Annotated in this window: 14 protein-coding genes; 5 read left to right on the top strand and 9 right to left on the bottom strand. The window is 58.1% G+C overall.

Translation table 11 applies throughout. From position 1 onward, the window contains the following. Window positions 1–64 precede the first annotated feature (64 nt). Complete coding sequence (locus AC1DYF_RS23690) at window positions 65–2746, top strand: M10 family metallopeptidase C-terminal domain-containing protein (protein ID WP_477879224.1); 2682 nt, start codon at window positions 65–67, stop codon at window positions 2744–2746. 129 nt (window positions 2747–2875) lie between these two features. Here the strand turns inward: AC1DYF_RS23690 and AC1DYF_RS23695 are convergent, their stop codons facing one another. The 3 genes from AC1DYF_RS23695 to AC1DYF_RS23705 form a co-directional block, all read right to left on the bottom strand. Then, entirely contained in the window at window positions 2876–3043 is a 168-nt protein-coding gene (locus AC1DYF_RS23695) for a hypothetical protein (protein WP_477879225.1), read from the bottom strand. Between the two features lie 94 nt (window positions 3044–3137). Continuing rightward, window positions 3138–4214, bottom strand: coding sequence for an FAD-binding oxidoreductase (locus AC1DYF_RS23700; protein WP_477879226.1), 1077 nt, complete (start codon window positions 4212–4214; stop codon window positions 3138–3140). Further along, entirely contained in the window at window positions 4204–5457 is a 1254-nt protein-coding gene (locus AC1DYF_RS23705) for an aromatic ring-hydroxylating oxygenase subunit alpha (protein ID WP_477879227.1), read from the bottom strand. Before AC1DYF_RS23705 ends, AC1DYF_RS23700 begins: the two co-directional genes overlap by 11 nt. Before the next feature lie 136 nt (window positions 5458–5593). On the opposite strand from AC1DYF_RS23705, the gene AC1DYF_RS23710 reads away from it, so the two are divergent. The 3 genes from AC1DYF_RS23710 (at window position 5594) to AC1DYF_RS23720 (ending at window position 7888) form a co-directional block, all read left to right on the top strand. Beyond that, complete coding sequence (locus tag AC1DYF_RS23710; RefSeq protein WP_477879228.1) at window positions 5594–6517, top strand: LysR substrate-binding domain-containing protein; 924 nt, start codon at window positions 5594–5596, stop codon at window positions 6515–6517. A gap of 270 nt (window positions 6518–6787) precedes the next feature. Beyond that, on the top strand, window positions 6788–7468 hold the full coding sequence (locus AC1DYF_RS23715) for a hypothetical protein (RefSeq protein ID WP_477879229.1): 681 nt from the start codon (window positions 6788–6790) through the stop codon (window positions 7466–7468). Window positions 7469–7747: 279 nt separating this feature from the next. Continuing rightward, complete coding sequence (locus AC1DYF_RS23720; protein ID WP_477879230.1) at window positions 7748–7888, top strand: hypothetical protein; 141 nt, start codon at window positions 7748–7750, stop codon at window positions 7886–7888. A 39-nt stretch (window positions 7889–7927) separates the two neighbouring features. On the opposite strand, the gene AC1DYF_RS23725 is transcribed toward AC1DYF_RS23720, so the two are convergent. The 6 genes from AC1DYF_RS23725 to AC1DYF_RS23750 all read right to left on the bottom strand — a co-directional run bounded on the left by AC1DYF_RS23725 (window position 7928) and on the right by AC1DYF_RS23750 (window position 11901). After that, window positions 7928–8551 (bottom strand): hypothetical protein, encoded by a 624-nt coding sequence (locus tag AC1DYF_RS23725; protein WP_477879231.1) that lies wholly within the window; start codon window positions 8549–8551, stop codon window positions 7928–7930. Between the two features lie 319 nt (window positions 8552–8870). Beyond that, window positions 8871–9008, bottom strand: coding sequence for a hypothetical protein (locus tag AC1DYF_RS23730; protein ID WP_477879232.1), 138 nt, complete (start codon window positions 9006–9008; stop codon window positions 8871–8873). A gap of 805 nt (window positions 9009–9813) precedes the next feature. Continuing rightward, complete coding sequence (locus tag AC1DYF_RS23735; RefSeq protein WP_477879233.1) at window positions 9814–10284, bottom strand: hypothetical protein; 471 nt, start codon at window positions 10282–10284, stop codon at window positions 9814–9816. A gap of 141 nt (window positions 10285–10425) precedes the next feature. Beyond that, window positions 10426–10707, bottom strand: a complete 282-nt coding sequence (locus AC1DYF_RS23740) for an SOS response-associated peptidase family protein (protein WP_477879234.1) — start codon at window positions 10705–10707, stop codon at window positions 10426–10428. A gap of 196 nt (window positions 10708–10903) precedes the next feature. Then, window positions 10904–11668 carry a hypothetical protein gene (locus tag AC1DYF_RS23745; protein WP_477879235.1) on the bottom strand — a complete coding sequence of 255 codons (765 nt, stop codon included), beginning with the start codon at window positions 11666–11668 and terminating at the stop codon, window positions 10904–10906. Window positions 11669–11733: 65 nt separating this feature from the next. Further along, entirely contained in the window at window positions 11734–11901 is a 168-nt protein-coding gene (locus tag AC1DYF_RS23750) for a hypothetical protein (RefSeq protein ID WP_477879236.1), read from the bottom strand. Between the two features lie 309 nt (window positions 11902–12210). On the opposite strand from AC1DYF_RS23750, the gene AC1DYF_RS23755 reads away from it, so the two are divergent. Next, window positions 12211–13878, top strand: a complete 1668-nt coding sequence (locus AC1DYF_RS23755) for a hypothetical protein (RefSeq protein WP_477879237.1) — start codon at window positions 12211–12213, stop codon at window positions 13876–13878. The last annotated feature ends 190 nt before the right edge of the window (window positions 13879–14068 follow it).

Below are 14068 nucleotides of genomic sequence, written 5' to 3' on the forward strand. Positions count from 1 at the left end.
GTTCTATCCCGGTCTGATCGACCTCGCACCTGGTGAGGCTGGGTCGAGGATTGACGAGGGTGGGATGCAGCCGGGTCTGGTGAAAACTGGCGCATCCGCCGGCGGCGTGATCGCGGCGGCCGCGCCTACCGCACCCACACCGGTGGACTTCACCGATTCCGACCGGGACGAAATCAGCTTCATCTGCGGGATCGATTTCGCTCAGAAAGTGATTCCGATCAGCTATGGAGGCTGGCACTTCGACAAGCCCGCAACCTATGACGCGGAGCATACGGGGGCGCTCAAATGGGGTAGCCACCAAACGCCTGATGGCGGCGGGACCGTGCGTTACTACTTCGCCCCGGCGGCCAAGTGGACTGCCGGGGAGCGGCATGCCTTCACTGCATGCTTTGCGCTGTGGAGCGCGGAGGCGAATATCAGTTTCACCCGGACCAGACACGCCTCCTCCGCTGACGTCACGATCGAGCGTGGCAATGACGGCAAGAGCAATACGACCGTCCATGCCGATTCCTCGGCAACCGTCGGATCGTTCGACCTTCCCCAGGCGACCGACGGTGTCATGCACTTCACCAGAGGCGGTGGTTTCGGCTTTTTTGGCGACCCCGGATCAGGCGCATTGTTCCAGCGCGACGCCGGCTATGGCGCTGATACGATCATTCATGAAATGGGTCACCTGATCGGACTCGGCCATACCGGTCCCTACGATGCCTCCCTCAAGAACGACGACCCGGCCAAGCAGCAGTTCGGCCGGCTCGACAGCCGGCTCTGGAGCATTATGTCCTATGTCCAGCCGGATGATGAAAGCGCATTTTTCTTCGATGATTATCCGGTGACTGACACGCAATGGGGCACTCGTCACGATGCGGTCGACAACACTGATTATGTCGTGGCGCCCACCACGCCGATGTTGCTCGACATCCTGGCGATCCAGCGCCTTTACGGGGCGCCGACCACGGGACCGCTGGTCGGCGGCAACCATGTCTATGGCTTCAACTGCAATATCACCGGCGATGTCGGCCTGTTCTTCAATTTCGACATCAACAAAGACCCGGTGGTGACGATCTGGGGCACCGGAAGCAACAATACGCTGGACCTGTCAGGCTGGAACACGCCGTCGACGATCAGCATGGTCACCGGCACCTTTTCCAGCGCTGATGGCCTGACCAACAACATCTTCCTTGCCTGCGACCTCGACAGAGCGGTCGGCGGCGGCGGCGACGACACGATCTACGGCAGCAACCTCGACGACGTTATCGACGGCGGCAAGGGCGCGGACCGGATGGTTGGCGGCACCGGCAATGATACCTATTTCGTCGACAGTGCCGACGACATCGTCAAGGAGGTCGCAAGCGCCACCTTGGACAATATCAAGGACACGGTCGAGGTGACGCTGGCGCGCTATACATTGTCGGCCAATGTCGAGAATCTCTATTACCAAGGTCCGTCGACATCCGGCTTCACCGGCACCGGCAACGATCTCGACAACACCATCCTGGGCTGGAACGGCGACGACGTCATCGATGGCCTCGGCGGCGCAGACACGATGATCGGCAAGCGCGGCAACGACACCTACCGGGTCGACAATCCTGGCGACGTGGTCATAGACAGCGGCGGTGGCGCCGACCGCATCAACGTGGCGCTGACCAGCTATACGCTTGGTGCCGGCATCGAGGAACTGAACTTTGTCGGCCCCAACAATTTTTCCGACTTCACCGGCAACGGCAATGAACTCGACAACCTGATCATCGGCTGGAGCGGCAATGACACGCTCTATGGAAGCACCGGCAACGATACGCTCGACGGCAGATCGGGCAATGACGTCTACAATCTCTTCGACGTGACGAACGGCGCCTACGACACCGTGCTGGAGAACAAGAATGCCGGCGACGATATCGTCCTGGTGCGGGACACCCACGGCGACGTGCGCGAATATACGATGACGGATAATGTCGAGCGCGGCGCCATCATCGGCCATGATGCATCGGGCTTTTCGCTGCACGGCAACAGCATGAACAACCTGATGTTCGACGATTTCGGTGACAACTCGCTGTTCGGGGAAGACGGCAACGACACGCTCAATGGCGGCAATGGCCAGGATTTCCTGTTCGGCGGCGCCGGCAATGACACATACCAACTGATAGACCGTTCGTCCGGCGGCGCCTACGATCTGCTCTCGGAAGACGCCGGCGGCGGCAACAAGGACAGGATCGAGATAACGACGATCCATATCGACGGCGCGCCGGACAGCTATGTCATGCCAAGCAATGTCGAGATCGGCGTGCTGTTGGGCAGCATCAATTTCGATCTCTTCGGCAGTATCGACAACAATACGCTGATCGGCAATTCCGGCAACAACCGCCTCTACGGCAAATCCGGCGACGACAAGCTGATCGGCGGCGGGGGGACGGACGAGCTGCATGGGGGAGACGGCAAGGACCTCTTCGTCTTCAACGCGGTGCTCGACATTGCCAATGCCGACGGGATCACCGACTTCGCAATCGCCGACGATATGATCGGGCTGGACAAGACTGTCTTCACCGCAGCCGGCCAAGTCGGCGCGCTCGCCGGTTCGGCTTTCTTCGCCGGAACCGCTGCGCATGATGGCGACGACCGTGTGATCTACGACGCATCGACCGGCAGGATTTATTATGACGCCGACGGCACCGGCGGGCAGGCGCAGGTCCTGTTCGCCACGATCAGCCAGAACCTTGCGCTCACAGCGGCCAGTTTTTCCATCGTCGGCTAGCGGACTTTCGGCGGCAAGCCAACGAACCATCCGCTTGGAGTCCTTTGCTTAGCCGGAACTGCGGCATCCGCCATCACCATCGTGGCTTCAGGCATTCGCCTGCCATCGAATAAATGATCCGACACGGCGTCACGAATCGACTGCCGCCGCCATTCTTGCCTGGCGCAGGCGCTCGGATTTCGCCTGACGTGCCTCCGTCTGGGCTTTCCTGATCTGCCGGAACGCGGCGTCGGTGATTTCGCGGCGCTCGTCGGGACGAGGCGCTTTCAAAGCGGATTCGCTATCGAGGTCTTGCATCTTGCTTTCCGTCGTCTGGAACATGGTCGAGCGACCGGAAGGAAACGCACCCGTTTCGTTAATGTTCCACGGCGAAGTCGGAGGCCTGGCGCGTTCAGCGATCCACCACCAGGTCGCTCAACGGCTTCGAACAGCATGGCAGGAAGAAGCCGGCATCGATCTCCCGCTGCCTGATCCCGCCGCCATGCTTCATGTCGACGCTGCCGCTGACGAGCTTTGATTTGCATGTGCCGCAGATGCCGTTGGCGCATGACGATGGAAGCCTGACGCCGGATTTCTTGGCGCAGGACAGCACGGTCTGGTCGGCGTGCACGTCGATCGACTTTGCCTGTTTGGCAAACTGGACGCTGAAGGATCTCGCTTCGACCGTCTCCGTCGCTGGCGCGTCCTCGATGACGGCAGCGTCAAAACTCTCCTCGAGATAGTGTCCGGCCGGAACGCCCATTTCGGCGCTGAGCCGGCGTGCTGCCGCCATGAACGGCGCAGGCCCGCAGCACATCACCACGCGTTCGGCGATGTCAGGCACGGCCAGTGCCAGGAATTCTTTCGATATTCTGCCGGAAATGCCCGGCCATGAGCGTTCGGTCGAGACATCCTCCGGCAGCATATGCAGCCGGAAGCCCTTGAGGCGGTTGGCGATGTTGGCCAGCTCGGCACGGAAGATCAGATCCCCGGGGCTTCGTCCCGCATGCAGGAAAACCACGTCCGCGGCTTCGCCGGCATCCGCCAGTTCCCGCGCCATCGACATGACCGGGGTGATGCCGCTGCCGCCGGACAGGAAGAGGTATTTCTTCGCCGCCGGCCGCGCGAATGCGCCCAGCGGGCCGGATGCCTTCACCGTCATGCCGGGCCTGAGATTGTCATGAAGCCAGTTCGACACCTTGCCTCCGGCAACGCGCTTGACCGTGATGGTGATGGCATTGGTGCGGAACGGCGAGGACGAAATGCTGTAGCAGCGCCCGTCCGCTTCGCCGTCGACGCCCAGTTCGAACATGAAATACTGCCCGGCGCTGAAGGCGATGTTTTTCCGCTCCGGCGAAACGAATGTCAGGCTTTTGACATCATGGGTTTCGTCATGGACATCGACGCAGACAAGCTGGTCGTCGGTCTCCGGATTCCAGAAACCGGCTGCTGCGGACCGTGCCGGCCTGTCGAGCAATTCAGTAGCCATGTGCACGCATCCTTTCGACATACCAGGTTGCGAAATCGTCCAGCGCGCCTTCGGTGAAACGCGAATAGGGGCCGGGTTCATATGCCGGATCCTGGATGCCGGCATGCGAGCGGCCGACCAGCTCGGAATCCTGGTCTGTGGTCGCGATCCAGACGCTGGTCAGCTTTTCCAGGTCATAGTGGACGCCTTCGACCGCATCCTTGTGCACCAGCCATTTGGTGCGCACCAGCGTGGTGTCGGGCGACAGCGGAATGATCGTGGAGACGACGGCATGGTCGCCCATGAAATGGCTCCAGGCATTGTGTCCCCAGAGATGCATGTCCCCGAGGTCCTTGCGGGTCATCGTGCCGAGCAGTTTCGAGCACGCCGCGGTGGCGTCTTCGGTCTGGGACTCTCCCGCGCCGGCGATGATCAGGCGCTGCGTCCTGAAATTCGTGACGCAATCGCGCGTGTGCTGGATCGTGGCCGAGGGATAGCCTTCGGCCTCCCACTTTTCGGTGCGATCGCTGTACATGGCGAAATGCCGTTCGGCTTCCTGCCGGTCTTCTTCGCTGAGATTTTCCGGATCATAGCCGAAGTCGAGATCGATGAAGGAGACGCAGAGTTCGGGATGGTTTGCCGAGCAGTGATAGCATTCGCGATTGTTTTCGATGGCGAGCTTCCAATTGCCCTTCTCGACGACATCGACCTGATGCGCGACCTTGGCGTCGCGCAGGCCATAAGGCGCGAGGCGCGGCTCCATCACCTCTGCGAGCGTGGCGATATCCTTCGGCGGGTTGTCGGAGAGACAGACGAAGATCAGGCCGCCGATCGACCTGGAATGCACCGGCTTGAGGTTCTTGCAGCCCTTGTCGAAGTCCTTGCCCATGTGGGGCGCGTAGCTGAGTTCGCCCGACAGCTCGTAAGTCCACTGGTGGTAGGGGCATACCAGTTTGGAAAGAACCGTGGGGCCGGAATCGACCAGGCGCGAACCGCGATGGCGGCAGACATTGTGCACGACGCGAATCTGGCTGTCGTCGTCGCGCAGAAGGATGAGGCTGGTTTTGCCGATATCGATGACCACCGCATCGCCCGGCTCCGGCACGTCGCATTCCAGGCCCACCTGGATCCAATGCCTGGCGAACATGACATCCAGGTCCGCCTGCAGGACGTCTTCGCGGGTGTAAAGACCGGCCGGCAGGGAATGACCCTCCAGCCGGGAGTCGAGCAGCGAGGTGATGGATGACTGGAGCTTGTTGAGCATGACGGCACCACAGATTATGCGTTCTGCCGGAGCATGCTCGGAAATATCATCCCTTTCAACGGCATAAATAATTCTCGTTGGCATTACAAATTGTAATGCTAGAATGGCCCGGGAAAACCGCTAACGGAGGTCGATGATGGCGCTGAGACGGAATCTGCCGCCGCTGACCGCACTGACGGCATTCGAGGCCGCGGCGCGGCTTTCGAGCTTCACCAGGGCGGCGGATGAACTGGGCGTCACCCAAGCGGCCGTCAGCCGCCAGATTCACCTGCTGGAGGACCATCTCGGCTTTCCCCTGTTCGCCAGGCTGCACAGACGGATCGAACTGACGGAAAAGGGCAGGGCCTTGTCATCGGCGGCCGCCGACGCCTTCGACATTATTTCGACATCGGTGGCCGAGTTGACCCGCGAGGGACAAGCCGATCAGCTGACCATATCGGCCACAGTGGCCTTCTCGCATTTCTGGCTGTTGCCCCGGATTTCGGAGTTTTCGCGTCAGTTCCCGAAGATCAATCTGCGGATCGTGACGCAGGACACGATGCCGAATATCGAATCGGGCGAACTCGACGTCGCCATCAGGTTCGGAAGCGGCATGTGGGGGGATGGCCAGGCGGAGCTGCTGTTCGACGACGAGATATTTCCGATCTGCAGCCCGTCATATGCGCATGCCGCGGCAAGGATTTCGTCGCCGGGCGACCTCGTCGAATACCCGCTGATCTCCAACGATGTCGACGATCCCACATGGACGGGATGGACCGAGTGGCTGGCCGCGTTTTCGGTGAAAGCGCCGAAGAAAATCTTGGGCCTGCGTTGCAGCTTCTATACAGAGGCGATCTATGCCGCGCTGAACGGGCAAGGCATTGCCTTGGGGTGGAAACGGCTCGTCGACGATCTGCTGGCGCAGGGCCGGCTGACGAGACTGACGGACGCCACGGTGAAAACCCGAAACGCCTATTTCGTCGTGCTGCCGAAACGGCGCAAGCCGAAGGAGGCTGCGAATGAATTTCTGGGCTGGCTGAGGGTCGAGGCCAGTCGCCTTGCCCTGGCGACCCAGCCATAGAGGAAACGCTGCCTCCTCACCCGCCAGGGGCATGTCTCCCGCGCGTGGCGCTGCGAAAGACGAATGGACACATCGGATGGGACTGTCGGCGCAGGGAGCGCCCCGGACACAGCCGGGCGGGGCTACAGGTCAGTGATTGTCGTGGTCAAATCGCACGCTTGGAGGATATATATTTGCGAATGCTAATGAAATAGATAGCCAATGGCGCTGATGTTTGCGATCCTGTGATGCCGCAGCCATGACTATGCGGCAAAGTTTGGGAGGTGGATCATGGGCGTCGTTTGGAAATCCGGTTTCGCCATGAATACGCATGACAACCCGTTCGAGATGGGCACGATCACGCTTTTCCCGGCGGCCCATTTCACCAGATCGCAGTTCGATATTGAGACCGCCGTCGGCACTTTCGAGGTGCATGGATCGGGCTTTGCGCATGATTCACTCGGCCACGTGCGATCGGGCAGCGTGACAAAAATCGTCGAAACGCGCGATGGTCAGGAAATCGGGTCCATTGCCGGAATAAGGCTGTCGGTCGAAGACGCCGTCTACGTTCTTTCGCACCCGGCGCTCATCCCCAAATATATGTCGAGCCACTTGCACGGAAACGATGTGCTTTCCGGCAGCGGCGGCAATGATTTCCTGGAAGGTTTTGCCGGCAATGACCGCATCGCGGGCCATAGGGGCAACGACGTGATGAGGGGCGATGCCGGTGCCGACACCTTCATTTTCGCCAAGGGCGACGGCGACGACACGATCGAGGACTTCAAGGCCAGAGGCCATAATCACGACGTCGTCGACCTCACGAGATTGAAGGGCATCGACACGTTCCAGGATGTCGTGACGCTGCTTCATGCCCACGGCAAGGACACCTGGTGCGATGACGGCCTTGGCGACGTGCTGGCGCTGCAGAATGTCGACATCGACAATCTCGGCAAGTCGGATTTCGTGTTTTGATGACCGGCGGTGTGCAAAGGCTTCGACCAGCGCAGAGCGGCAGGTAGGGACCCGCTGCCAGTGTGGGGCCGGCGAGCAGCGGAGGCGGAGAGGGCGGAGGGAAAGGGTCGGCAGATCGAGGCCGCCGGGTTTCAGCCGGGCGCGCGTCGCGCTGAGTAACGACAAATGGCGGCAGCCCTATGATAGCCCTCAGACACCCATCCGACACCGGTCAGACACCGGTGTCGCACGGGTGTCGACATACAGAGACAGAGACGCAGACTGAGACAGACAACGGAGATGGAAAACAAAACCAAACAAAAACAAAACTTGAAACCGGCTTCTTCCATCCACGCTGTGCTTGACGAACAGTTGCCTGGCTCTGGAGAGGAAGCAGGCGGAGACGTTGGTGCAAAGCATCGGACGCCCGGCAATGTCTGATGTCTCGCACTGTCTGGGGCGCATACCCACCGGAACTGCTCAATCCTGACCTGTCAACGGCATCCCCACGCCGCCGCCACCCTTGTGCGGCCGCGCGAAAAATCCAGCGGGCGCGGATGGCACCGAGTCGATGCAATCGCGCGAACAGCCGTGGATCAGCAGCGGCACAAAGTCGGTGCCGATCCGCTGCGTTGTCCAGAAGAGCTCTGGCGCCCGCTCGCCAAACGCCCGGTCGCAGACGCTGCAGGTCTGGGGCAGCAAGGTTTCGATGGGTTGACGAAGCGGTGGAAACGGCAGCCGGGTCTTCCGGTTTCCATAGAGCGCGCGCGTGCTCATCCGGCTGGAGGTGAGATGCCGGCAACGCGTGACTTCATAGGGAAGCCAATGCAGGCAATAGGACGTATAGACGTCCAAATCCTGCAGCGCCGACATGGCGCCGATCTCCGGCGGCAGCCGGCGCAGGGGGCTGCCATAGAGGCGCAACGCGCGGATCTCGGTGAGAGAGCCGATGTCCGGCGGAAGTGTCACGACATGCAGCCAATCGTCCCAGGGGATATGCGCCGACGGTTCGAGAACGGATGAGTGCGCGATTTCGGCATGCGCGACCAATTGCTTAATCAGCGCCCAACCCGGCTTGGTTTCATCCTGCGCTTCGACATGCATCTTCGGAACCAGCGGCGTCCCCTTCTTTGTCCGAACCGTCAGGCAGGGGCAGGACGCGCGATGCGTCATGCGCCCGATCGCTGCCCGCGTGACGGGATCGATGGAGAGCAGGTGCTGTGGGTGCTTTTCGTCGTCGGACATGGCGGTGGGGGATGATGGTTGTTGGTGGAGAGTGGTCATAGGCCGGAGGGGTTGTGCTTGCCAAGTGAGCAAGCGCGGAGCGGGTCATTTCGGCACAGTCATGCGCTATGATCTCGGATATATCGATTTGGAATAGAGAACCCTGCAAACCATCGACAACCCGTTCAGCACCAGGTTGTTACCTATCTCCCCGGGTCGGACCGGGCCGGTCGGGATCGGCCTGCAGGTCGAACGCCGCCAGCTTGACCTGTTTCTGTTCGTCATTGGTGAGCTTGGCGAGGGCGGCGGTAAAGCTGTCGGCGAGGATGGTGGTCAAGCTTTGCCTCCCGCAGCCTTCCGATCTCTTGTCAACGAGTAATATACGGCTTCCCTTGCTAAGATGCCAAACCGTCCCCGCGGATGCTCCTTCCCTGAAAGCCAATTTGTCAGGTGAGCGCCTTGCACTTTAAAATGATCTGTATGCAGCACCACCACGATTTGACCGTCCGCATAGGCCACGTCGTTGACGCTTGTCCATGGTCCAGGTCTTGCCGCTCGAAAGAGCTCAAGGCAACTTTGCACATAGTTTCCGTCCTTGCCCATCCCCATCATAACAACCAGCTTTGTTCTTTTTGGTAGGTCGGACACTCCCAAGCACTAAACGCAGGTCAACCTCGACTCCGTATGGAGGGTAGGAACACAATGGAAACAGTATTGATCTTTAGCGGCCTTGCAGCATTGACCGCTTGCGCTGCGTATGGGTCCCTTTGTCCCAATCCTGGTAGGCCCGATCAGCTACAAGCGGTTAGGCATCGATTCCGATGGCCTTTCCTGGTCACCCTTGTAATCCTTGGCGGCATCATCTGGGATAGGCAGTCAGTCATTGACCACACGTGCGCCGCGATGCACCGGGCTATGGATTTCGATGCAGGCGGGCAGTCCGATCCCAAGACATTGGACTTTCAGGCGAGCGTCAAGTTGATGACCGCTGTGCCGGGCTTCAAGGATGCTGTGAAAGTTTGCTATGCCACATAGGTTGTAGTCAACTCGATTGGCTTCACGCCATGACACGCAGGTAATTCGTTCCTTTTAGCTGTCATTCCTCAAGAAATTCAGGCTCCGCGATCACATATGGCTTCAGGCTATATCTTTTCGCATCCTCCGAGTTCCAGTAGCGGTCCAACTAGGCGGCTGCCGTGGTATTCTAGTCCGACGTCCTCTGCCAGATGCGTAAATTGGCCGCTTATAAGCTCAAAGCGGAACCGGCCCCATCTGTCATAACAAGTGAGGGAATCTTTGAAAGGCAAGATTTCTGGCACTCCGACATTTGAGGTAAAATCGCCCCAAACAAATCGTTTGCATAGGTCTCCCAGGTTTTCTTTCCCAATCCGATTGACCTGAATTAGATAGCCAGCCGAAAAGTCTAAGGGGGTGACTGTCACGACGTATTCATTTTTTGGGGGCACCTCCTGCGGTCGAACGCCCGCCGAACTGGCTGCCGCGAAACTAACAGCTGATGTCGTCCTGCAAAGATATTTTCCAGAAAAGTTCAGCGTGCTGTCGGCGTGGGCTACAACGGGCAACAGTAACAAGGCGGCAAGCAACATGCGCATCGTGGCTCCGTTTCGTTTCGGGGCATTCGCCTTAGCAGTGCGGTTACGAGATTGACTGTACTTGATTTCCTAACGTTGTTACCACCGAGTCCGACCGCCGGGAAGAACTGCCCGGCACCGCCACGGCGGATGTGCGCAGACCTAGGCCGCTCTCGGCAACAATACTAACTCATCATCAGGCAACGGCCGCTGGAGGTGCTTGACGTCACTCCAGAGCTTCGTGAGCCATAAGTCAATCTCCAAGTCATCCTTCAAGATCACCGGCATGGCCTTCTGGTGGATCGGCGCAACGATGCCATTCGGCTCGGTCGTTAGGAAGCCAAACAGGTCCACCGTGACCGGCCCCTCCTTGACCTTTCGCACTGAGGTCCATTGCGGCACCCATATGCCGGCAAACCAGAACAGCGGCTTGTCTTCGCTCAAAGCAAGCCATGCGTTCGGCGTCCGGCCACCTTCCGGTTTGCTTGCGGGGTCACAGGCTCGGCGAATTGCGTTACGGGGACGATGCAGCGGTTTTCCACCCCAAGCCATGGCCGCCAGTGAGAGCTTGGAGTATTCCGCACGTTCGTCGTGCCGCCATCGGGTCCCATTTTGAGGAGTTGTACTAATGTGTCAAATGCTACCGCTCATTCAAAGGCAACAAATCTTTTGGTGCCGTCCGCCTTTCAGCCTTCGCGGCCGCATATCGCTGCACCAAGATCATTACAACTCTTGCGCAGGCACTCGTAAACTGAAGCCTGGGTGGGAAGCTCACAGCGTCTCCGCACAAGGTCTTGTAAAGGTACTCGCATCGTCCGGCATAGTCAGGGTCGGCAAGGGTATTCCCATATTGATGCGCAAAATCGTTCCTAATGTCCCGCAGTTTATCGATTACTCTGAGCTCATCCTCTGCGATTAGCCCCGAGAAATACGCAAGCTTTGCTCTACCTGAGAACGAACCTGCGGGTCCATTATGACGAAAAAAATCTACTGATCGTGCGCTGTCAGCAACGAAGAACACTTCAAGAAGTCTCCGAAGTAGCTCGTCTATCATCGACGTCCACACGAGAACGCAGCCGCGTTCCGTCCCATTAGCATTCTCGTCGTTCGCGTCGCGCAGGAACGCGTGAATATCGGGCCAAGCGTCCGGTAACTCGAAGTCGCCGGAATCAGCTTGTTCGTTTTTATGCCTGGGAACGTATTCGGCGACGTCACCGAATTCGCCAGCTTTGCAACGATTGAATATGGCGATACCGTGGGGCTCGACATCGTACGGACTCGCGGTAAACGGGTGTGCCCCGCGCATATGCTCGGTCTCCACAATGCAATCAATCGCTGTGTGTTCCGCGTTTGCCCAACGTGGGCTCTTAACTGAGACAACAACAACCTTGAAGTCCTTAGGCATGCTTGAAATCTCCATCGTTTCCAATGCCAGCTCGGAGCCTACCGAGCCTAATGCACGTCAAATTTCTAGCTGTCTCCAAGAATGGTGTCTTCAACCCACACGAAGAGGATAGGGGATATTCGCCTCTTTTTCAACTTAATGTTGCCGAACGATGGGGCGGCTTCACGACAAGCTTTCAAAGTAATTCGCAGCACGACCGCCACGTCCATCGCCGGGTCATCCTCACGGCTCATGACGTCACCCTCTCGTATTTAGGCCGCCATCCGCGCCCCATGCCGCTGCTCATCAAGCAAGACGCGGTGTGAAGCTGATCGCGCAGGAAGTCGGCATCAAGCAACAACTCTCGGATTGTGGCCCTGGCATCATCGTCGTGTGTCGCCAATACTAGTATTGTCAAGGCATTTTGTAACGGCAAGGACACGCGTGCCGACTTGTATCTGCCCAGCCCGACTTGTACGTTAAAGCGCAATGCACGCATTCGTTTGTTGGGTAAAAGGCCGATGGCGGTAACAATTAGACACGCACCCAACATGAGAGATAAGTTGTGGATTCTCACCCACTTTGCGACGGCAGCAGGTTTAATTCAGAGACCTGCCAGCATCTCAAAGCTGGCATCCTATGTCAATTTGGCCGGGAGTACGCTCTCCCGAGCCGCTCACACTAACGAGCTGTCCCGGAAAGTCAGTCAACAGCTTTCTGCACCCTTCGGTTTCGAAGCAGAAATCTTTTATAGGGATCTTAAGACGTTTTCGACGCTTTTTCTTGATGCCAACCCCCCACCGGACGAGCAAGGCGAGGCTCTAATTAAAAATGCCGCGTCTATTCCAGACCAGGACCCTCTTGTCCGGTTTGAGGTGTCGGCGGGCGGGAAATTGCATCTTGTCGCCACATCGAGCGATGAAAACGATTATGCTAGCATCGAGGCATTCAGAGATGAGCTTTTGGAGCTTCTTCAGTTCCTGCAGCAACGATATTCGCAAGAATCTAATACTCCGCAAGCCATGCTATTAGGTCCACTCACCTTAGCCTATCTCGCCGAACTCATCAAAGAACCAAGGGAGATCAATTTCACCTTACTCTATTCGCGTGGGGCACGGCTTATTGCCGCGAAACGCCGCGCTGAACAAGAAGTATCGTCCGGGGAGTGGCCCCGTTTAGAGCCGGCTGAGGGGGAAGCCATCGATACCGTTTGCGATTTGCATGGTCCACTGATTATGTCATCGGCCTCGGGCAGGAAAATTGTTGCAAACGCAAGAGAATATGATGCTACTCCCCACGACAGGCAGCGTGAAGACAGGCTCATAGAGGAATTCGGAGTTGCCTTGTCGGAAGCGACCGAGCTTATTGAGCCTTCAACTGGCGATGCAATCGTAGAGATAACACGCCCGATCCCGAACGATCCTCAACCCGCACGGAGTGGATATCTTAGGATGGTGTTCACCGCTTCAGCGCTGGTTGCAATTGTAGGGGGCCTATCGTGGATGATGGGTTCCGCAGGTACGGCTTTCACCGTGTTGGCGATGCAAGGAGCGGGACGCTTCCTCTGGGAGGCCGCAAAGCAAACCAAGGATTTCAAATCTTTCTCCTCTGAACTAGCCCAGAAATACGACGAGCGCCGGCTCACAGAGTTTCCGAAATCGGCTGGTTTTTTTGCGGCGCTTGAGAGGTTTGCCCAACGGCGCTTCGCAATGCTCAGTGAGATCAGCACGTTGCGCCCAGAATTCTCGTGGGCGAGATCGAAGCTCAGGATCATTAAGAGGGCAAAAATCGACAATGTTCTCGGAAATGTCTTACCTGCGAGTGATGGAACCCCTTTGGTTGCAGGATTTGCAGATCTTTCCACCCGTTCCGTACGCTTCGTGCTCTCCTATGGCGGTGGATCAATCCAGATCGAGCAAGGTAGCTTACAGTTCATGTTTCACGTTGCAGAGAACGGTGTTGACTCGATCTGGGTCCACGGCATCGACGAAAACATAGTGGGCGACATAACCCCTGCCACCGCCACCGCGGAGCCAATCCAAATACACTGGGAAGGTCCAATTAGTTTGAATCGAGGGGAGCTATTTGCGACAGCAAATCCTGACGGCGATATTTGTCTTTGTCGCCTAGTTGACGTCGAACATCCTAAGACTTTTGGTGACGACCTATCCATAGTACTGCGATTTCGCCCCTATTATCAGAAGGAATCCGAAGCGACGCCATTTCCATAGGTTTCTTACGGATGGGGTTTGCCGGACGTCCACCAAAAGGGTCTGAACCGCCCCGGCTTTGCCGGAGACCGTTTGGTTTAAGTTATGCGGCCACGGCTGGTTCGTCCAGCATGGCGTAGTATCGTTCTTCGGCTTCAGCTGGTGGAATATTGCCGATGGGCTCCAGAAGTCGTCGATTGTTGAACCAATC

The sequence above is a fragment of the Rhizobium sp. P2_G9 genome (genome assembly GCF_056403475.1).

Excerpts from the sequence above, each read along its gene's own strand:
- AC1DYF_RS23705 (WP_477879227.1), bottom strand. The coding sequence starts at position 5,457 with ATGCTCAACAAGCTCCAGTCATCCATCACCTCGCTGCTCGACTCCCGG.
- AC1DYF_RS23695 (WP_477879225.1), bottom strand. The coding sequence starts at position 3,043 with ATGCAAGACCTCGATAGCGAATCCGCTTTGAAAGCGCCTCGTCCCGAC.
- AC1DYF_RS23720 (WP_477879230.1), top strand. The coding sequence starts at position 7,748 with ATGGAAAACAAAACCAAACAAAAACAAAACTTGAAACCGGCTTCTTCC.
- AC1DYF_RS23715 (WP_477879229.1), top strand. The coding sequence starts at position 6,788 with ATGGGCGTCGTTTGGAAATCCGGTTTCGCCATGAATACGCATGACAAC.
- AC1DYF_RS23710 (WP_477879228.1), top strand. The coding sequence starts at position 5,594 with ATGGCGCTGAGACGGAATCTGCCGCCGCTGACCGCACTGACGGCATTC.
- AC1DYF_RS23725 (WP_477879231.1), bottom strand. The coding sequence starts at position 8,551 with ATGCATGTCGAAGCGCAGGATGAAACCAAGCCGGGTTGGGCGCTGATT.
- AC1DYF_RS23690 (WP_477879224.1), top strand. The coding sequence starts at position 65 with ATGCAGCCGGGTCTGGTGAAAACTGGCGCATCCGCCGGCGGCGTGATC.
- AC1DYF_RS23700 (WP_477879226.1), bottom strand. The coding sequence starts at position 4,214 with ATGGCTACTGAATTGCTCGACAGGCCGGCACGGTCCGCAGCAGCCGGT.
- AC1DYF_RS23750 (WP_477879236.1), bottom strand. The coding sequence starts at position 11,901 with ATGAGCCGTGAGGATGACCCGGCGATGGACGTGGCGGTCGTGCTGCGA.
- AC1DYF_RS23735 (WP_477879233.1), bottom strand. The coding sequence starts at position 10,284 with ATGCGCATGTTGCTTGCCGCCTTGTTACTGTTGCCCGTTGTAGCCCAC.
- AC1DYF_RS23745 (WP_477879235.1), bottom strand. The coding sequence starts at position 11,668 with ATGCCTAAGGACTTCAAGGTTGTTGTTGTCTCAGTTAAGAGCCCACGT.